This is a genomic window from Anaerolactibacter massiliensis, from assembly GCF_900290205.1.
Taxonomy (GTDB): domain Bacteria; phylum Bacillota_I; class Bacilli_A; order Erysipelotrichales; family Erysipelotrichaceae; genus Bulleidia; species Bulleidia intestinalis.
The window spans coordinates 229247-248513 of the sequence record NZ_OLMH01000002.1; the positions used below are offsets into that span (position 1 = coordinate 229247).

Sequence of the window (19267 nt, forward strand, 5' to 3'; positions counted from 1 at the left end):
AATTCGATCGTACAGTACACGAAAAAACTGGAAAAGGGAAGAGACATCTTATGAAAAAAGCTGGAATTCTGATGCCGGTGGCATCTTTGCCGGGAAGGTTCGGGTCAGGTGACTTCGGGCCGGAGGCATATCGTTTTGCGGAAGATCTTGCCAGGGCAGGCTTCTCGATCTGGCAGATTCTGCCGCTGAATCCGGTGGGATACGGGAATTCTCCGTATCAGCCGTATTCTTCATTTGCGATGGATGAGCTGTATCTTTCACTGGATCTTCTGGAGCAGCAGGGACTTCTGGATCATGTTCCGGACTACCATGTTTCAAGAAATCGGATTTCCTATGAAGAAGTACGTGCTTATAAGGAAAGATATCTGAGAAAAGCATTCTCCAGGTTCCGGGAGGACTTGAGCTTCATGACATTCAGTTTCCAGGAATGGATGCGGCATTATGCACTATTCCGGACGTTCCGCAAGATCGAAGGAAACAAGCCGTGGCCGGAATGGAAGAATCTTGCCTTCCGGGATCTGCCTCTGAACGAATCTTCCGTGGACCTGAAGCAGTATGAAGATGAGATTCTGTATCAGGTCTTCCTGCAGTATGAACTGTTCCTGCAGTGGAAGAATCTCAAGCAGCATGTCAATGATCTCGGTCTGGAGATTGTCGGAGATATTCCGTTCTATCCGGGTCTGGACAGTGCGGATGTATGGTCGCATCGGGAGAGCTTCCTGCTGGATAAGGATGGACATCCGCGGTTCATTGCCGGCGTACCGCCGGATTGTTTCTCGGAAGACGGACAGAGATGGGGCAATCCGATCTATAACTGGAATAATCTGAAGAAACATCATTATTCCTTCTGGATCGACCGGCTCGGATATACGACGCGTCTTTATGATGTGGTTCGGCTGGACCACTTCCGTGCCTTTGATACCTATTGGAAGATCCCGTCATCCTGTCCTACTGCAAGAGAAGGAGCATGGATCAAAGCACCTGGAAAGGAGCTTCTCGACCTTGTCAGGGAGCAGATTCCGGATCTTGAGATTGTGGCAGAAGACCTCGGAGATCTGAGGCCGCAGGTGCTGAAGCTGAGAGACCGTTATCATTTTCCAGGCATGAATATCCTGCAGTTCACGTTTGATCCGGAAAGAGAATTCCATACTTCTGAGAACTGCTTTGTCTATCCAGGCACTCATGATAACGATACAATCCTTTCCTGGTATCAGAGCAGGACTGCCAGAGAGAGAAAAGCATTCCGGAACTGGCTGCAGAAACATGGCTATGATCCCCGGAATCCCTGTGATTCGCTGATCCGGGTGGCATTGAACAGCGAGGCTGAGGCGGCGGTGATTCCGATGGCGGATTTTCTTCATCTTGGCAAAGAAGGAAGAATCAACACGCCTTCCACAGTCGGCTCGCAGAACTGGAGCTGGAGGCTGAAGGATCTCAGAAGTTTTGAAGAGAGAATTCCGAAGATTGCGGAAATGATTTCCGGCAGCGGAAGAGGCAGGGAAAAATAGTATAATGAACCGGTGAACAAGGAGTAAGATATGTCACTGCTGATTGAAATGATCAAATCCGTATTGTTCGGAATCGTCCAGGGAATCACGGAATGGCTGCCGATCTCTTCGACTGGTCATCTGATTCTTCTGAATACGATCCTGCCGCTGAGAGTGTTCCAGGACGCTGCCAGCAATGAAGCTTTCTGGAATATGTATAAAGTCGTGATTCAGTTCGGCTCGATCCTGGCTGTGCTGGTGCTGTATTTCAGACGTCTGAATCCATGGGACAAGGCCAAGGATGAGAAGAAGAAAAAACAGACGATTCAGCTGTGGGTTAAAGTGATCATTGCGACAATACCGGCAGGAATTGCCGGCGTGCTGCTGGATGATCTTATTGATGCGAAGCTTTCTACGCCGACCGTGATCGCGATTGCGCTGATTGTATACGGAATTCTGTTCATCTGGATCGAAAACCGCAGCCGCAAGCCGAAGATCCATTCGATTGATGCGATGGATTACGGCACAGCTGCGAAGATCGGCTGTTTTCAGGCGCTGGCGCTGATTCCTGGAACATCCCGTTCTGGCTCGACAATCCTCGGTTCGGTGCTCATGGGCTGCTCCAGAGGAACTGCTACAGAGTTCTCGTTCTTCATGGCGATTCCGGTCATGTTCGGTGCTTCGCTTCTGAAACTGGTCAAGATGGCGGGCGAAGGTGTATCGATGGGCGTGAGCGGAACGGTGGTTCTCTTAGTGGGAATGATTGTCTCGTTCGTGGTTTCCGTGATCGTGATCCGCAGTTTCCTGAAGTATATCCGCAAGCATGATTTCAAGATCTTCGGACTGTATCGCATCATTCTCGGTGTCATTATCCTGGTGCTCGGACTGATGGGAGTTCTGCCGGCCGGAGTTTCGGCATGAATTCTTCATCTCTCAGCATCGCTGCACTGTTTCTGGAAGGACTTCTGTCCTTCTTTTCGCCTTGCGTTCTGCCGCTGATTCCGGTGCTTGCCGGTTATCTGACCGCTGAAGAAACCGAAACGGATCCGAAGGCTGCCCGGAAACATACGGCCTGGATGACGCTCTGGTTCGTGCTCGGCATCTGCCTCGTATTTGTGCTGGCGGCCGCCGGAGCCGGAATTCTGAATACGTTCTTTCAGTCGCACAGCGTGCAGTTCTCGATTGCCGGAGGCATTCTGCTTGTTCTGTTCGGACTGACGGAATTCGGAGTGATCCAGATTCCGTTTCTGATGAAGGAACATCGGCTTCCTTCTTCCAGGAAGAAGGAATCTGATGCGCTCAGTGCATTTCTGCTTGGCTTTTTCTTCAGCTTTGCCTGGAGTCCCTGCGTAGGGCCATTGCTGGCAAGTGCGATCGTGATGGCTGCAGATGCGTCTTCCAGAGCGCTTGGCTATGCCTATATCGCTGCGTATGCGGCGGGTTTCCTGCTGATCTTCATCCTGCTTGGTCTGTTCACGGAAGAAGTTCTCCGCTTTCTGAAGAAGAAGCGGAATGTCGTGAAGTACACGCAGAAAATCGGCGGAGCGATTCTGCTGGCAATGGGTGTTTATATGCTCGTGCAGGCCAATCAGCAGATCAGCCAGGTGCAGACAGCTGCTGCAGAACCGACTGCAGAAGTTTCCGCTGAACCAGGTGCGCTCGCTGAAGCGTCTTCAGGTACGCACACGGATGCAGAAAAATACAATTTCACGCTGGAAGATGCGGAAGGAAATGCGCATTCGCTGACGGATTATAGCGGGAAAACAGTAGTTGTGAATTTCTTCGGAACGTGGTGCGGGTACTGCAACCAGGAACTTCCGCATCTGCAGGAAATCCATGATACCAGAGAGGATGTCGTGATACTGCTGATTGCAGCACCAGGTTATAATGGCGAAGGAAACGTGAGTGATGTGGAGCGCTATATGAAGGATGCTGGCTATTCCATGACGATTCTCTATGACACGGATTTCTCGGTTTCTTCACGGTATGGTGTGCAGGGGTATCCTTATACGTTTATTCTGAAACCGGATGGCTCATTTCTGGGATATATTCCCGGCTATCTGCCGGATGAATCCCTGGATCAGGCGATTTCTGAGGCTTCGGGAAACTGATGATGCAAGCACGCAGATTTCTGTTGCGCACCGCAGAAGACAGGTCTATAATCTAGCCGTACCGAGAGGCAATAAAAAAAACGGCTTGAGGGCCGTTGGGTTTAAAGCCTCTCTTTATTTGTGGAGGCAGAAAGGAAAGAAGTATGAAGTACATTTTCGTTACGGGCGGTGTGGTATCAGGACTTGGCAAGGGAATTACTGCTGCTTCGCTGGGCAGACTTCTGAAGCAGAGAGGATTCAAGGTAATTTCTCAGAAACTGGATCCGTATATCAATGTTGACCCGGGTACGATGAGTCCTTACCAGCATGGTGAAGTTTTCGTGACTGATGATGGTGCAGAGACCGACCTTGATCTTGGCCACTATGAACGCTTCATCGATGAGGATCTGAATAAATATTCGAACCTCACGACTGGGAAGGTCTACTGGAATGTGCTTCAGAAGGAGCGCCGCGGGGAGTATCTTGGCGAGACCGTGCAGATCATTCCGCATATCACCAACGAGATCAAGCGCTTCATCTACTCGGTTGGCGAGAAGGCTGGTGCAGATGTGGTTATCACGGAGATCGGCGGAACGGTCGGTGATATCGAATCGCAGCCATTCATCGAAGCAATCCGTCAGATCGCGATTGAGCATCCGGCGGAGGATGTCTGCTTTGTGCATGTGACGCTGGTTCCGTTTATTCCGGGATCGGATGAATATAAGTCCAAGCCGACGCAGCATTCTGTAAAGGAACTGCAGAATTCCGGAGTTCGTCCGAATATCATCATTACCCGCTGCGATGGCGAGCTTCCGGAAGATGTCAAGCATAAGATTTCCCTGTTCTGCAATGTCAAGCCGGATTGCGTGATTGAGAATACGACAGTGGAATCTCTTTATGATGCTCCGATTATGCTGGAGCGTCAGCATTTCTCTGAGATTGTCTGCCGTGAGCTGAATATGGATCCGAGAACGATTGATCTCACGGAATGGAATAAGATGCTCGATCGGATTCATAATCGCTCCAAGCACGTTACGATTGCGCTGGTCGGCAAATATGTGAAGCTTCATGACGCATATCTTTCCGTCAAGGAAGCGCTTCATCATGGCGGCTATGAGAATGATGCACATGTCCGCATCAAGTGGGTTGAATCCGAAGGAATCAATGATGAAACTGCTCCCGAGATTTTCGCTGGCGTGCAGGGGATCATTGTTCCGGGCGGATTCGGGGATCGCGGCATTGAAGGAATGATTGCCAGTGCGAGATATGCCCGCACGCACAATATTCCGTACCTTGGCTTATGCCTTGGCATGCAGATTGCGGTGATTGAGTTTGCCAGAGATGTGCTTGGCTATGCGGATGCGAATTCCAATGAGTTCAATGAGATGAGCACGCATAAGGTCATCGACTTCATGGCGAATCAGAGTGATGATATTGATAAAGGCGGCACGATGCGTCTTGGCGCATATCCATGCGTGATCAAGGATGGCAGCCTGCTGATGAAGTGCTATGGTCAGAAGGAGATTCAGGAGCGTCATCGTCATCGCTATGAGTTCAACAATAAGTTCCGTGAAGAATTCGTCTCTCATGGAATGGATATTGTCGGTACATCTCCGGATGGAAGACTGGTGGAATCAGTTGAGTGCAAGGATGATGACTTCTTCATCGGGGTTCAGTACCATCCTGAATTCAAGAGCCGGCCGAACCGGGCTCATCCGCTGTTCCGTGAATTCATTGCGGCAGCAGTGAGAAAAGCAGAGGCTGAATAATTCATTCTGTTATAATGAGAAAGCTTTTGCTTTCTCATTCTTTTCAAAGGGAGGAAATACAGGTGACCGAGAAGATTGTTGTTCTGGACTTCGGCGGGCAGTATAAGCAGCTGATTGCCAGAAGAGTGCGCGAGAATCATGTCTACTGCGAGATTCATCCTTACACGACTTCGCTTGAAACCCTGAAGGAGATGAATCCGAAGGGAATTATTCTGACGGGCGGACCCGACAGTGTGTATGCAGAGGATTCGCTGACCTGCGACCCGGGGCTGTTCAGCCTTGGAATTCCGGTGCTCGGGATCTGCTATGGCTCCCAGCTGATGGCATATGAACTTGGCGGCAAAGTAGAAACTGCACCGGTGAGCGAGTATGGCCATACAGAGCTTCATGCGGATTTCACGGATGGAATTCTGAAGGGATGGAAAGACGTCTCGACAGTCTGGATGAGTCATACTGACTATATTTCTGAAGCTCCGGAAGGATTCAGAGTTGCGGCTCATACGGAAGTATGCCCGATTGCGGCAATGGAAAATCCGGAAAAAAAGCTGTATGCGGTTCAGTTCCATCCCGAAGTCGTGCATACGGAAGAAGGAAAGAAACTCTTCAAGACGTTCATCTTTGATATCTGCGGATGCGCCGGCGACTGGAAAATGGATTCCTTTGCGGAGACAACCATCAGAGAATTAAGAGAAAAGATCGGCAATGGCAGAGTGCTCTGTGCGCTCTCCGGAGGAGTGGATTCTTCAGTATGCGCAGTGCTTCTTTCCAAAGCAGTCGGCAAGCAGCTGACCTGTGTGTTTGTGGATCATGGACTGCTGCGCAAGGATGAAGGAGATCAGGTTGAAGCAGTATTCGGACCGGAAGGACCATATGAACTGAACTTCATCCGGGTCAATGCTCAGCAGTATTTCTATGATAAGCTCAAGGGTGTGACAGATCCGGAACAGAAGCGGAAGATCATCGGTGCTGAATTCATCAATGTCTTTGAGAAGGAGGCCAAGAAGATCGGTCATGTAGATTATCTGGCTCAGGGAACGATCTATCCGGATGTTGTGGAATCCGGGATCGGGAAAGGTGCTGTGATCAAGTCTCATCATAATGTCGGCGGTCTGCCGGATCATGTGGATTTCAAGGAGATTGTGGAACCGCTTCGTTCTCTCTTCAAAGATGAAGTGCGCCAGGTAGGTCTGGAGCTTGGAATTCCGCGCAGCCTGGTTTATCGCCAGCCATTCCCGGGACCCGGACTTGGCATCAGAATTGTCGGGGAAGTGACCGAAGAAAAGGTGAAGATCGTTCAGGAAGCTGATGCGATCTACCGGGAAGAACTTGAAAAAGCCGGAGTTGATATGGGCAAGGGACAATTCTTTGCGGCATTATCTAACATGCGGTCTGTCGGCGTGATGGGTGACGGAAGAACTTATGACTATGCAGTGGTTCTGAGGGGAGTCATTACTTCAGACTTCATGACTGCAGAAGCAGCAGAGATTCCGTGGGCAGTTCTTCAGACCTGCATGAACAGGATCATCAATGAGGTGAAGGGGGTCAACCGTGTCATGTATGATCTGACCAGCAAGCCTCCCGGAACCATTGAGCTGGAATAATTCTGTTTTCTCCGAAACCCCGTAATCATCGTATTTTACGGGGTTTTTTCGTGCCTGCTGACCCAATTTTGACCCAAAAGATCTATATGGTGTATTCTTATGACACAAATATCATGCAAAATGCTATAGCTTTAAAAGCGTGCTTGTGTCAAAATGACTATACTATGATTGAAGAAACATGGGGAGGAGACGGCATGGAATACATAGACCCCGTATTGATTGAGCTGGAGAAATTGAATGCCAGATTGAGCAAAGAGCAGGTCAGCTCGATTTATTCCTTGATTCGGTTTGAATATCCCGATCTGATTGAAGATAAGCATCGGGCCTTTTCGTTCTTCGATCGCTTGGATTTTACGCAGAAAGAGTTACAGGAATTGATCGTAATTTCAAACGAAATTCGTGTTGAATTGACGCGTGAACGTGTTCATAAATCGGATGGAAATCGATCGCCATGGCAGCTCTTCTGCGCTCAGTATCGCAGCCGTTTTCCTTCCGTAAGCAACCGTGATTTCGTTCAGTTTTATGAATGCATTACGCAGATTTCTCTTCAGCTGCCGGAAGAATTGAACGTTGAAAAGAACGTATTAAACTTCATTTCTGATGTTAAAAAAGCGTACGGAAATCAAACGGATCAGGAAAGAATCCTGCTTCAATTGTTCTCGAATCCGGCAAAATTTCTGAATGAATTGCAGCATAATACGGATGATAGTTCGCGGCTGATTTTTAACAGCAGTTTGAAATTTATCAGGAAGTCTGCGGATGCAATGCTATACGGAAATGATGCATTGATCTGCCTGGAAAATGATCCGAAAGGTTCGATTCCAAACGACTACTCACTTGAAAACAATTATGTTTATTATCAATTTACTTCTCTTCTGAATAAAGAAAAGGATTCTGCATTGGTCGTTTTACCTTCGCCATTGTTCATGAAAAAGTGGCGGAATGATGCAGAACTTATCAAGATCGCAACCGTTTTTGCGGTCGATAATTCTGCGCAGGCAGGAATACTGAGCAAATCTGAACAAGGCAGGAGTTCGTATATTTCAGTGGATCATCTGGCAGATTTTCTTGAAGAAAACCCTGCGTTTTCTCGCAATATTCTGCTGTTTCAGACGCGTGAACCGGGAGGAAAACTGTCAGAAGATTTGTATGGGATTTTTCGGAAATCTGCCGGGACGAATCGTTTTCTCATGTTTACAAGTGATGGATATCTGAAAGATTCCTCTGGGGAAATACAATCAATGCTCGCGGAAACTGCCCTGCAGATCGAATGTGTATCGCTTCTTCCTTCTGGTATTAATGATGAGCGAAAGCCGTCCAGGAAGTGTCTTGTCTGGTTTCGATCGATGGAGAACTCTGTGGACAATCAGGTGGTGATTTCCCAGTACAGATTACTGAAGAATCAGAAGTATCAAGCCCTTGAACGCCGTCCTCTTGTGCTGTCAATGGCAATGGAAAAGCTCCCTTCAAATCTTGATTTCCGCAGTGTCTATCGACAGGAATTTAATAGCTATGAGAGGAAATCGGACGCTGAGCGAAATCGGGCTGAGCGCATTGATCTGACAGATGAAGTCCATCTTTTCTACACGGAATCTGCAGGTGACGATGGTTGCCGGAGAGTACGCGCATTCATCAAAGATCCTGGTAGCGATGAGAAAAAGACAATGTATCAGACGCAGAAGAGTGCCAGGAATATACCGGCTGGAGATGTAAAAGAATGGGTGCTGACGGTATATCCATATTCTGAAACAGAATACCAGGGAAAGCGGTATTCGACTCGTCATGAGATTTCTTCCGCCTATCAAAAGGTACTGAAACCGCATGATGTTTCTCTGAAGACGTTCATTTATTTCTTTCCTGAATGCGATTCTTTAATCGGAAACAACGTTGATTTTAATGAGCTGATGAATGGAGAAATCGGATCATTAACTGCTGATCTGATTCAGAATGACGCCGTCGATCGTCTCCTCTCAGAGAAATATCAGAGTTATGAAGGGGAGAAAACAAAGTATGCATTGAAGTCAATTCTTTCAGCGATTCTTGATCTTGCTGTAAAGAAAGGTTACGCATTCACCAACGATCTTCATGATGCAGTTGAGGCTGTCAGCAACGAGAAACGTGCGATGTATGAGGTGCGCAGCGCGCTGGTTCCTTCTTATTTCCGACGTGATGTCATGAAGGATTTGTTCTCTGTCTGCTCTAAAAAATATCTTGCGGGGGACTCAAGATATCTTGCTGTTTTGATCAAACTTACGACAGGATTAGAAACAGCTGCGGTCGCCGCACTTGAGTGGCAGGATCTGAAAGAAGTGAAAGAATTCGGCGCATCCTTCTATCAGCTTATCATCCGACGGTGTGCTTCTTTCGATGGGAATTCATTTCATCCTCTTCAGAAACGGGAAGCATATCGGATGATTCCGGTTCCTGATTTGCTAGGAAAATACATAAAGGCAGAGCGCGATCGTCAGATGGAAAAGCTGGGTTTTGATACTATCCAGCAGATGGCTCCGTTGGCGATTGTGGGAGGAGGAAGCGAGCATCGCATTAATGGAATAACCATGATTTATTCTCCTTCACAGATCAACCACCTTTGCCGAAGCATTCTGAAAAAATACATTGATAAAGAAGAAATTCAGATTCCGATCAACGAATCGGAATTCGAGCAGATTGATTTGAGGAATTATAACGGCGATATTTTCCGCTCAAATTTCCGCCACTTTGCCTTATCAGACTGCGCGTATGAGAAAGATGAGGTGGACTTTCTGACCGGAAATAAACCGGACTCAACCTTTGCCAGAAACTATTGCGATATGGAGAATGATGCGTCGCAATATCGACTTTATATTAAGCAGAATCGCTTTGCACGATTGTTCCAGGAACGCTCGGAGGGAACCGTAATTGAAGGAAAAATAGAGCGAGAGAACTACCGTTCAACTCTTGATCCGGATCATTGCACAGAGCTTGATTTTACGGTTGAGGACGCTGGCCAGCTTACGAATATTCTTGCTTATGCGCAGCACGGAATCGATGTTGATGTTGTAAAGATCAAGAAGGAGTGATTGAAATCTATGGCTACATTTTCTCTGAAATATCAGGAAAAAACCGCGGAAGGGAAGATGAACTTCATTGGCATTACGCATCGCTACTTTGATGAGATTAATAAGAATAATCTTCCGAAAACCCATGACACATATATTCAGCGCTACGAAGAAAATATCTTTCCGTATGTGGATATTAGTACTCCGGCTGAAGACTATGACGAAGAAACAATCGAAGATTTGATCGGCAGAATTCGTGTGCGGAGCGGGTATTCGGACCAGAGTATTAATTCAAGTATTCGGCATCTGATTTATGATCCATGCATGTGCTTTTTCCAGGATCCTAAGAATATCGGAGTTGATCCGAACACACTGTGGGGATCGGCAAATGATTATCGAATTAAGGAAACTGAAGACCGTTCTGCCGCTTTCCTGAAGATCCGTAAGTCACTTTCTATTGAAGAAGAGAAGGCTGCAGCAAAGTATCTTTTGGATCCAAAAACGGAAATCGGCGAGAATCCCGGTCTCACTTTGATGTTCCTTTTGGGTACGCGAAATAATGAAACGTGTCCGCTCAGTTTTGGTGATATTCGCGAAATGACAGAGTTTCCGGGATGCTATTATGTGCAGATTTTTGAGACTGTACGATTAGGCGACAATACTCTGAAAGCCAGCGGCAAGACGGCCAACTCGCCGCGAAGGCTGCCAATCATGCCTGTTCTTCTTGATTACCTGCGGGGAAGGGAGGAATATATCTGCTCTCAAATCCGCTTTCCTTATACAGACTCTTCTGGGAAAACCTTTTCTTCCGTAGATGAGCTTCCGATTGCCTGCAGAGGCAATCAATTCAGCGTGATCTGCCGTTCAAAAGATCTGACACTTGCAGGAAAAAGATTCCTTCATGATGTTCTGAAATTACAGGAACAGGAAGTGTCAGGCATTGCGGCATACATGATCGAAACCCAGAATACATGGGAAGATCTGCAGGAAAAGGATGTTACGACATATCTTTTCCGCAGAAACTTTGCGACGCATTTATACAATCTCGGCCTCAGCTTGACAGACTCTCAATACTATATGGGACATGCAATGGACAATACGCCAATGCGGCGCGCGGATTACGCAAACGAAGAGTATCTGCACTATTTATATACACTGCTTCTTAGGCATCCTTTGAATCATCCTAAGAATGATTTTTCTTTGTCAGCAAGAACCAATATTGATAGTGGCCCTGTTCGTGTTCGCATAACAAACAAAGAGTATAACGATCCGATCCTGATACAGACCACGGTGCCGATGAATCTAGAAATCCGGCAGAGTCCTGCCCTTAACAAGCCAAAGGAAGAAGTAGATATCACCGATTCCGTCAACCAGGTTTACTGGCGGAAGTAATAAAAAGAAAGCCATAGAACAGGCTTTCTCTAGGATTTGTCATCGATTAATGAACATGAACTGCTTCCCACTGATATCAGTGGCTTTGTAGACGTGTAAATCATGAATCGATTTCACCTTTTTGTAGTTTGCAATAATTACAATGTTGCGATGGGGATCTGTTCTCACACGCTCAGTGAACTCTTTCTGCCTCCAATCCCGTTCACATCGTATTAACAGGTAGAGAACATTTCTCGGCTTGGTATAATCAGCATCTTCATTGACCAAACAGATATAGCCTCGATTTACGAAAGGCTTTATTTCATCCGGAATACTATCCCATCTTACCCTCTTCGTAATGATCATCCGGATACCAGACAGATCATTGATGAAATGCTTATCAGGATAATGTTTGTCAATGAAAAACTCGCATTTTAGTAATTCGTCATTTATTAAAGCGTCTGCGGACATTGCGTTTATAGATGCATACATCTCTGGAAGCGTCGTTAACACTTTTTCCCCGTTTTTGAATTCTATATCGGAACTTGTTAACTTGTCTTCGTCCATTGCGCTTTCAACAGACTGGTTGGTTACCCCTTCTTGCTTCAAGGGCTTCGTTTCAGGATCATGAGAATTGCAAAGACCTTTGTAATCCATCTTAGGAGAGCCGCCAGTCGAAGCAGTCGTTTCACTTACCTTTGAACTTTTGTTGTACGGACAATCATCTGCATGTTTTGTTACCGCCACAAAGAAATAGTCCGGCCCATTTCCGTTCCTCCGCCTTGCATGATACGGAGCCCGGCGGGGAACTACTTCTACATGACATTTCTCGCAGTAAAACTTGCATATTCCTTTATATTTTTCGATGAATTCCGTCGCTGACGGTCCATCTTCTGTATCAATGGGGATTTTCTCACCATTCAGAATAGCTATTGCCCTCGTGTTTCTAATGCTCTTAGTGCCATTTTTCCTTTTCTTTGCCATAAATACCTCCGTATATCTGAAGTATACGAACAAAAATGAGGGATGAGAAATGGTGACGGTTCATCTGATAAGAATGGCATGAAATCGGATGATAATAGCCACTATGGCTGAATAAGAAGCTGCTTTTGGTGAAATGAATTGGTCATTACTGGCAACAAACTGGATGGAAACTATCAGGCATATGACATGAATGCATGATTGTTTCAACGAATGAATAGAGCGAGGATAAGCGGGATATCTTGCGAATGAATACGCTATAAAGCGGCAGTGTATTATAGAGAGTAACTGCCGCTGCAGAAGAAAAAAGATTTACCTTCTATCTGTATTCAATAGTGGCTATTGCGAATCTGTGCCACTTTCTCCATTAAGGAAAGTGCGTTTCATTTCAGCTTCGACCAACCGCAGAAGCATATCATTGACGGTTTCACCGTTTAATTCCGCACACTTCTTGATCTTATCGCGCATGCCTTTAGGTACGCGAAAACGTACAGCATCCGTTTTTTCTGCTTCCCATTTACGATCTGCCTTTTTCTTCGCTTCGCTTACCATGGTGACCTCTGTTAAGACTATACCACAGAAACTATTAAGTTCGCTTGACACATGGTACCATGTATGCTACATTATGGGTGGAAATAAAAAGCGGCAGCCTGAAGAGTTCGCACCTCCTCAGACCTGCAAGGTAGGACTGGTACCTCACAGCAGCCGAGCTGCACCGCATCGATATTGTATGTTTTAGGCAATATCAATGCAAGCACTCGGAAACGATGTTCATCTGGAACACCGCGTGAGGAAGTACCTCCGCGGCGTTTTATTTCCCCACTTAGAAGAAGGGAGAATAAGGATGAACAACAACACCAGTGGAAGCTTGTTCCTGAATGCTCAGGACGTAGCAGCGATCATGTCAATATCTGTCTCCAAAGCCTATAAGGTCATTGCTTCGATGAATACAGAGCTTGAGAAGATGGGTTATCTGACTATTCATGGCCGTGTCAGTAAGAATTACTTCGAGACGCGCATCTACGGCGGTCTGGGGGTGCACTGATATGCCTGCATATAAGCAGAAAAACGGATCGTGGATTGTGAAGCTCAGCTATCTGACCTGGGACGGGAAGCGCAAGTGGCTCACGAAACGTGGGTTCGAAACGAAGAGGGATGCCCTTTCCTGGGAAAACCAGTTCAAGCTGAGAACTGCAGGAACCTTGGATATGACGCTGTCCAGCTTCATCGATCTCTACATGACCAATATGAAGGAACGGATTAAGCCTGACACCTTCTATGAGAAGACGATGATCTATTCGAAATGGATAACGCCTTATCTTGGGGAACGTGCGGTGAACAAGCTTACGGCAGCGGATGTGTTGTCTTGGCAGAATATGCTGCTGACATATCGGATGCCAAACGGAGATAAGCTGAGTAAGTCTTATCTCAAGACGGTTCACAATCAGTTGTCGGCTGTACTGAACTTTGCGGTTCGGTATTACGAGCTTCCGAAAAATGTAGCTGCAGTTGTCGGAAACCTTGGAACGGATAAGGAAGTGAAGATTTCCTTCTGGACGACTGAGGAATACCGGAAATTCGCTCTGGAAGAAATGGCGGAGCCGATGTATTACTACGCATTTGAGGTTCTTTACTGGGCAGGGCTGCGGGAGGGTGAGCTGCTTGCTCTTACTCCTAAAGATATCCATCTCGATGAGGGATACATCGATATCAACAAGACGTTTTATATCTTGCACGGGGAGGAGCATATCACAAGCCCCAAGACCGATATGAGCGTCCGGAAAGTGGAAATTCCCGAATTCCTTATCAATGAGCTTCGGGACTATCTGAAGATGATCTACAACCCTCAGGATGATCAGCGACTGTTCCCGTTGACGAAAAGCCATTTGACCAAGCATATCAAGAGTGGCGCAGCTAAAGCTGGAGTCCATCAGATCAGGGTTCATGATTTGAGGCATTCCCATGTATCACTTTTGATTCATGAGGGGTTCAGCGCATTGGAGATCGGTTCACGCGTTGGTCACAGTAGTGTTTACATTACATTCCACTATGCGCATCTGTTCCCGAATGTACAGCGGAAGATGGCTGGCAAACTGAATGATATCCAGAAGGAGGCAACGAATGAGTAGGAAAACACTGGATGCGAAGGGACGGTGGCGCAATAAGTTCTGCGGCATCCGTCTCTCGCAGGATGAGTATCTTGAACTCAAGACTCTGGTTCATTTGTCGGGAATGACCAGTCAGGACTATATCATCAGCAAGCTTCTGAATCACGAAATCGTAGTGACGGGCAATCCTCGTGTCTTCCTTGCTTTGAAGAGGGAGATTGAAGCGATGATTCATGAGCTGGAAGCACTCAAAACGGGCGGTGAACTCAGCGATGAGCAGTTGGACCGGATCGCATATATCGTCGAAATGTATCAGGCAACAATCGATTGTGGAACCAATCGAATCCATGAATCTAAAGAAGAAAAGGAGAACAGGAAATGAGAAACACAACCAACCACGTAGCAATGAGCAGTGAGATCTTCAGCGTATTTGCACTGGAAGCGATCAGGTATACGGTGTCAGAGGCACCTGATATTGGAGAGCTTCTGATGGCATCCATTTTGCCCAGCATTTCTTATCTTAATGACGGTGCAGTGTTCATGATGTCATCGCTTATGGAAAGCGAAGTTCAGTCGTGTTCCTGCGAATCCGATTATGACTGGCTCTGCGAGCATGGCTGGCTTTCCTTCAGCAATCTGCTTACTGAAGAAAAAGAAGCAAGAACAAAATCGCTGAGTTCAGCTACAGAACGGATGCGGATGTACGACGCAGCAACAAGCGTTATGGTGGATGATACTCTGAACCTCAGCAATGATATGTTTGCCACTTTTGCATGGGCAGCGTTGAAGCAGGCAGTCACCAAGGAGACTGGATTGAGCGAGCTGGTTATGGCTGTGATCGATGCCAATATCCAGAATCTCAGTGACGGAACGCTGTTCAATATGGCATCATTCATGGAAAACATTGTTCAGCAGACCGGCAATGATTATGATGATCACTGGTTTAATGCCCATGGATGGACGGAATTCAGCAATCATTTGACTGTTGAAAAGGGAAACAGGAAGGCGTCCTTTCGGGCAGAGAATGGGCTGAACCCGGATTCGGAAGAATCCCCGTCTGAGTTCATTACCTGTTTGGAGATCTGACATGAACGAAACAAGACGTTATCAGCATCAGGATATCAACGGACTCGCAGAAGGGATGGCCTGCAAAAGCGTATATCTGTTGCAGGCCATCACGCCTCGCATTACGACAACTGGGAAACCCTATTTAGCTGTAACACTTCAGGATGCGACGGGTTCTATTTCGGGCAAGGTCTGGGAGAAAAAGCCGGAAATGGATGCTCTCGTTGCCGGTGAAGCAGTACATGCAGGATTCACAGTCGAGACATACAACGGCAAGCTCCAGATCAACGTTAACCTGCTTCAGCGTATACCGGATGATCATCCTATTCCGGATGAGTACTTGAGACTGCTGCTGCCCATGGCGCCGGAGCCGTTGGAAAATATGTTTTCCGAACTCTGGAATACGGTAGATGGATTTCACGATTCGGATTACAAGCGGTTAACAGAGAAAGTACTGTCAGATAACAGAGAAGTGTTACTGAGGATCCCCGCTGCACAGAAAGTCCATGAAAATGGTATTGGCGGTCTCCTTCAGCATCTGACAGGTATGCTCAGGGTCGCAAAAGGGTTTGTTGCGGCGTACCCGACGCTGATCAATGCGGAACTGCTGTATTGCGGCGTGATTTTACATGACATTGGCAAGATTCGGGAATTTCAGCGTAGCAAGTTCGATCTGGTCAGTGGCTACACCAATGAGGGCAATCTTGAGGGACATTTATTTATCGGTGCCGAATACATTGGTAAAGTGTGCGATGATCTTTCTGTCGACCCGGAAAAGAAGATGCTGTTGCAGCATATGTTGCTGAGCCATCATGGAAACCCGGAGTTTGGAGCATGTGTGCAACCAAAATTTCTTGAAGCCTATTTGCTCTATCTCTGTGATCTTACTGATAGTCGAGTCTGGATTTTTGAGGATGCATACAAGGATTTGAAGCCCGGAGAAACAGCAGAAACTACAAATTTCTTCCTTGATAACGTACGCGTTTATCGCCCAAAAGAATGAATGGCAAACTTTGATAATCAAGTATACATCACCCGGCCTTGATCTGCATAATGATCAAGGCCTTTTCAGTGCAAAATATTAGTGACGTGAAGTGAAAAATTAAATTCCACTTCAGGGAGTGCTAAGTGGAAGTATGTCTTTCACTAACTTCCAGTTGAATTTACTCTTTCATTCCTCTTGTATCATTTGGTAGGATCGACGGCTTCTTCTTGAAAGGAGGTTCCTATATGGAAGCCGCTAAAAAACAGTCGCATCTTACGTTCGGTGATCGTCAGATCATTCAGAAAGGCATTGAGAACGGATCAAGCAAGAAAGCTATAGCGGATCTTCTCGGCAAGGATAAGTCTACAATCGGCAAAGAAATTGAGCGGCACAGAGAGCTTGCATACAAGTTCAAGCTGCCTCTGGAATGTGCCGCCTACCCTCACTGCAGATTCAACAGGATCTGTACAACTGACTGTACGGATTTTGTTCAATTTACCTGTGCGAGAAGAGACCGCTCTCCCGGGGCTTGCAACGGCTGCGGGAAGTATAGCAGCTGCCGGTTTAACAAGTTCAAATACTATGCCGATCATGCCCACTCTGCTTACCGAGATACTCTCGTGGAATCTCGTTCAGGAGTTAACGCTACAGTCAGTACGATAAGGAAACTTGGTGAACTGATTAAACCCCTGCTTGAGAAAGGACAGTCCGTCTACGCCATTCTGGAAGCACATCCGGAGATTGGCCTGAGCGAAAAGACCGTTTACACCTATATCGAAACCGGTGTGTTTAGAGAAGCCGGCATTACCATCAACTGCCTGGACCTGAAGAAGCAGGTTCGCAGATCACCGCCCAAAAAGCTGAAGTTTAAGCCTCGTCGGGACCTTTCCTATACCAAAGGCCGGACCAGTAAGGAATACGACGAATACATGGCCGCAAATCCCAATGCCAGAGTCGTACAAATGGACACTGTATATAACGATTCCACGAATGGTCCCTTTATTCAGACATTCAAGTTCCTCCGGTACGATCTTCTGCTCTGCCTGTATCATGAAGAGAAAACCGCACTTGATATGCTTGCAGGCATCGATCTCCTTGATGAGATTCTCGGGCATGACTTGTTCAACAGGGAAGTAGAAGTCATTAAGACAGACAGAGGCTCAGAATTTACATGTGCGGACCAGGCCGAAGTCAGATCCGATGGAACACGCAGGACAAGGATGTTCTTCTGTGATCCGATGGCTTCATGGCAGAAAGGATCGATCGAAAACGCTCATCTCCTTCTTCGGGAAATCTGTCCCAAAGGCTGCGATCTTAAGGCGATCGGTCTCATTGACCAGCATGCATGCAATATCATCTCTGAAAACATCAACTCGTACCCAAAAGAAAAGCTGAACGGCAAGTCATCCTTTCAGCTCCTTGAATTTCTCAGCCACCCAACGGCAAAGAAATTCTATGAATTCGGGCTCCATAACATTTCAAATTCGGATGAAGTGATTCTGAAGCCATACGTGCTAAAGAGACGATAGTTTAACAAAAGCCGTCGATCCGCAAGTTGAAATAACTGTTTCACGGCAATGAACTGCTAAAAGTTCATTGACTTTCAACGCGTCTCTTTAGATCTCTTGATACTTTTATTCTGAGGTCCACAAGGCAGAAACGCAAGCAAAAAGCGATGACCGAGAGCGAAATTATGCTCTGTTCATCGCTTCTGTACGACTTATTTCCACTTGCTTTCTAAAGTGGAATTTAACTTTTCACTTGAGCGTATATTTTGTCGGCGGTCATGCACGCCGACGAACGCAACCGGGCTATGTCCGAGGCGCTGGGAGAGGACGTGTACCACTACCACCTCCATGTGGTCTATATCCCGGTGGTGGAGAAGGAGATACGATGGACAAAGCGGTGCAAGGACAAATCCCTGGTGGGCAAGGTCAAAGAAACCGTTATGCAGGTCAGCATGAGCAAAAAGTGGGCATCCCAGCCCGCAGTAGACGAGGCCACCGGGGAGCCATTACGAACAGCAAAGGGCAAGCCTGTGCTGAGAAAGTCGTACAGCGTCTTGCAGGATGATTTCTTTCAGCAGATGCGCTCCGCTGGCTACACGGACTTGGAGCGTGGAGAGCGTGGCAGTTCCGAGGAACATCTGACGGTCACGCAGTTCAAGGTGAAGTGTGAACAGGAGCGGCTTGCACAGCTTCAGGAGGCGGCTGTGCTGGCCCAGGCCGAGGTTGACCGAAGGAACAGGGAGGCGGCAGCTGCCGAAAAGGAAGCGGCCCAGGCCAAGGCCAAACTAAACGATGTGGCCCACATGCTGAAAGGCATGGAGAAGCTGGCGGAGGAATTTTCCAGCGACCCGGAACAGGTCTTGCCAGAAGCGGGACCGCTGGAATCGGCCAGGGCCTACCGGGAGAAAAAGGCCAAGCCCTTATGGGCGAAGATCGTCAAGGTGCTGCGGTCTGTCTACCGGGCCTACTGCGACCTCAAATCCAAATTTGAGCGGCTGCAAGCGGACTATGGCCGGGAGGTCAGCAAAAATAGTTCCTTATCAGAAAGGATTTACGAGGTCTGCGCCGAGAGGGACAGTCTAAAGGGAAAGGTCAGGGACTATGAGCGGGTCAGGCGGGCCATTGGCCCGGAACAGGCGGACAGAATATTAGAGGCCGCTTACCAGCAGGAACAGGCTGAAAAGGAACGGAAACGGGACGCAAGGCAAAAAGCAAGATTAGGCGCACGATAATCACCAAAAACGGAGGGTGTTCCAGTGAATGC

The 19267-nt window shown here is 47.2% G+C and carries 16 protein-coding genes; 14 read left to right on the forward strand and 2 right to left on the reverse strand.

Going from position 1 to position 19267, the window contains the following annotated elements:
• Nucleotides 1-50: 50 nt before the first annotated feature.
• The 7 genes from malQ to C7E00_RS04700 all read left to right on the forward strand — a co-directional run bounded on the left by malQ (nt 51) and on the right by C7E00_RS04700 (nt 11377).
• Nucleotides 51-1508 (forward strand): 4-alpha-glucanotransferase, encoded by a 1458-nt coding sequence (gene malQ, locus C7E00_RS04670; protein WP_105303187.1) that lies wholly within the window; start codon nt 51-53, stop codon nt 1506-1508.
• A 30-nt stretch (nt 1509-1538) separates the two neighbouring features.
• The gene (locus C7E00_RS04675) at nt 1539-2408 is read left to right on the forward strand and encodes an undecaprenyl-diphosphate phosphatase (protein WP_105303188.1); all 870 of its coding nucleotides are present in this window, start codon (nt 1539-1541) and stop codon (nt 2406-2408) included.
• On the forward strand, nt 2405-3598 hold the full coding sequence (locus C7E00_RS04680; protein WP_105303189.1) for a cytochrome c biogenesis protein/redoxin: 1194 nt from the start codon (nt 2405-2407) through the stop codon (nt 3596-3598). Before C7E00_RS04675 ends, C7E00_RS04680 begins: the two co-directional genes overlap by 4 nt.
• Before the next feature lie 143 nt (nt 3599-3741).
• The gene (locus tag C7E00_RS04685; protein WP_105303190.1) at nt 3742-5346 is read left to right on the forward strand and encodes a CTP synthase; all 1605 of its coding nucleotides are present in this window, start codon (nt 3742-3744) and stop codon (nt 5344-5346) included.
• A gap of 14 nt (nt 5347-5360) precedes the next feature.
• The gene (guaA, locus tag C7E00_RS04690) at nt 5361-6947 is read left to right on the forward strand and encodes a glutamine-hydrolyzing GMP synthase (protein ID WP_105303191.1); all 1587 of its coding nucleotides are present in this window, start codon (nt 5361-5363) and stop codon (nt 6945-6947) included.
• Between the two features lie 86 nt (nt 6948-7033).
• Complete coding sequence (locus C7E00_RS04695) at nt 7034-10006, forward strand: hypothetical protein (protein ID WP_135358163.1); 2973 nt, start codon at nt 7034-7036, stop codon at nt 10004-10006.
• 9 nt (nt 10007-10015) lie between these two features.
• The gene (locus C7E00_RS04700; protein WP_105303193.1) at nt 10016-11377 is read left to right on the forward strand and encodes a site-specific integrase; all 1362 of its coding nucleotides are present in this window, start codon (nt 10016-10018) and stop codon (nt 11375-11377) included.
• A 39-nt stretch (nt 11378-11416) separates the two neighbouring features.
• Here C7E00_RS04700 and C7E00_RS04705 read toward each other — a convergent pair whose 3' ends face one another.
• Entirely contained in the window at nt 11417-12340 is a 924-nt protein-coding gene (locus C7E00_RS04705; RefSeq protein WP_105303194.1) for a hypothetical protein, read from the reverse strand.
• Between the two features lie 336 nt (nt 12341-12676).
• Nucleotides 12677-12889 (reverse strand): Arc family DNA-binding protein, encoded by a 213-nt coding sequence (locus C7E00_RS04710; RefSeq protein ID WP_105303195.1) that lies wholly within the window; start codon nt 12887-12889, stop codon nt 12677-12679.
• A 292-nt stretch (nt 12890-13181) separates the two neighbouring features.
• On the opposite strand from C7E00_RS04710, the gene C7E00_RS04715 reads away from it, so the two are divergent.
• The 7 genes from C7E00_RS04715 (at nt 13182) to C7E00_RS04745 (ending at nt 19235) form a co-directional block, all read left to right on the forward strand.
• Nucleotides 13182-13382, forward strand: coding sequence for a MarR family transcriptional regulator (locus C7E00_RS04715; protein WP_105303196.1), 201 nt, complete (start codon nt 13182-13184; stop codon nt 13380-13382).
• A gap of 1 nt (nt 13383) precedes the next feature.
• A complete protein-coding gene (locus C7E00_RS04720; protein ID WP_105303197.1) occupies nt 13384-14466 on the forward strand; it encodes a site-specific integrase in 1083 nt (360 codons plus the stop codon).
• Complete coding sequence (locus tag C7E00_RS04725) at nt 14459-14827, forward strand: plasmid mobilization protein (protein ID WP_204378562.1); 369 nt, start codon at nt 14459-14461, stop codon at nt 14825-14827. The genes C7E00_RS04720 and C7E00_RS04725 overlap by 8 nt, the downstream gene beginning before the upstream one ends.
• Nucleotides 14824-15531: a hypothetical protein gene (locus C7E00_RS04730; protein WP_105303198.1), complete on the forward strand. Its 708-nt coding sequence runs from the start codon at nt 14824-14826 to the stop codon at nt 15529-15531. Before C7E00_RS04725 ends, C7E00_RS04730 begins: the two co-directional genes overlap by 4 nt.
• Nucleotide 15532: 1 nt before the next feature.
• Entirely contained in the window at nt 15533-16513 is a 981-nt protein-coding gene (locus C7E00_RS04735; protein WP_105303199.1) for a 3'-5' exoribonuclease YhaM family protein, read from the forward strand.
• Nucleotides 16514-16740: 227 nt separating this feature from the next.
• The gene (locus tag C7E00_RS04740) at nt 16741-18024 is read left to right on the forward strand and encodes a helix-turn-helix domain-containing protein (RefSeq protein ID WP_105303200.1); all 1284 of its coding nucleotides are present in this window, start codon (nt 16741-16743) and stop codon (nt 18022-18024) included.
• Between the two features lie 245 nt (nt 18025-18269).
• Nucleotides 18270-19235 (forward strand): plasmid recombination protein, encoded by a 966-nt coding sequence (locus C7E00_RS04745; protein ID WP_267490464.1) that lies wholly within the window; start codon nt 18270-18272, stop codon nt 19233-19235.
• Nucleotides 19236-19267: the final 32 nt, after the last annotated feature.

Coding starts and splice junctions, on each gene's coding strand:
- malQ (WP_105303187.1), top strand. CDS start 51: ATGAAAAAAGCTGGAATTCTGATGCCGGTGGCATCTTTGCCGGGAAGG.
- C7E00_RS04675 (WP_105303188.1), top strand. CDS start 1,539: ATGTCACTGCTGATTGAAATGATCAAATCCGTATTGTTCGGAATCGTC.
- C7E00_RS04680 (WP_105303189.1), top strand. CDS start 2,405: ATGAATTCTTCATCTCTCAGCATCGCTGCACTGTTTCTGGAAGGACTT.
- C7E00_RS04685 (WP_105303190.1), top strand. CDS start 3,742: ATGAAGTACATTTTCGTTACGGGCGGTGTGGTATCAGGACTTGGCAAG.
- guaA (WP_105303191.1), top strand. CDS start 5,361: ATGAGAAAGCTTTTGCTTTCTCATTCTTTTCAAAGGGAGGAAATACAG.
- C7E00_RS04695 (WP_135358163.1), top strand. CDS start 7,034: ATGGTGTATTCTTATGACACAAATATCATGCAAAATGCTATAGCTTTA.
- C7E00_RS04700 (WP_105303193.1), top strand. CDS start 10,016: ATGGCTACATTTTCTCTGAAATATCAGGAAAAAACCGCGGAAGGGAAG.
- C7E00_RS04705 (WP_105303194.1), bottom strand. CDS start 12,340: ATGGCAAAGAAAAGGAAAAATGGCACTAAGAGCATTAGAAACACGAGG.
- C7E00_RS04710 (WP_105303195.1), bottom strand. CDS start 12,889: ATGGTAAGCGAAGCGAAGAAAAAGGCAGATCGTAAATGGGAAGCAGAA.
- C7E00_RS04715 (WP_105303196.1), top strand. CDS start 13,182: ATGAACAACAACACCAGTGGAAGCTTGTTCCTGAATGCTCAGGACGTA.
- C7E00_RS04720 (WP_105303197.1), top strand. CDS start 13,384: ATGCCTGCATATAAGCAGAAAAACGGATCGTGGATTGTGAAGCTCAGC.
- C7E00_RS04725 (WP_204378562.1), top strand. CDS start 14,459: ATGAGTAGGAAAACACTGGATGCGAAGGGACGGTGGCGCAATAAGTTC.
- C7E00_RS04730 (WP_105303198.1), top strand. CDS start 14,824: ATGAGAAACACAACCAACCACGTAGCAATGAGCAGTGAGATCTTCAGC.
- C7E00_RS04735 (WP_105303199.1), top strand. CDS start 15,533: ATGAACGAAACAAGACGTTATCAGCATCAGGATATCAACGGACTCGCA.
- C7E00_RS04740 (WP_105303200.1), top strand. CDS start 16,741: ATGGAAGCCGCTAAAAAACAGTCGCATCTTACGTTCGGTGATCGTCAG.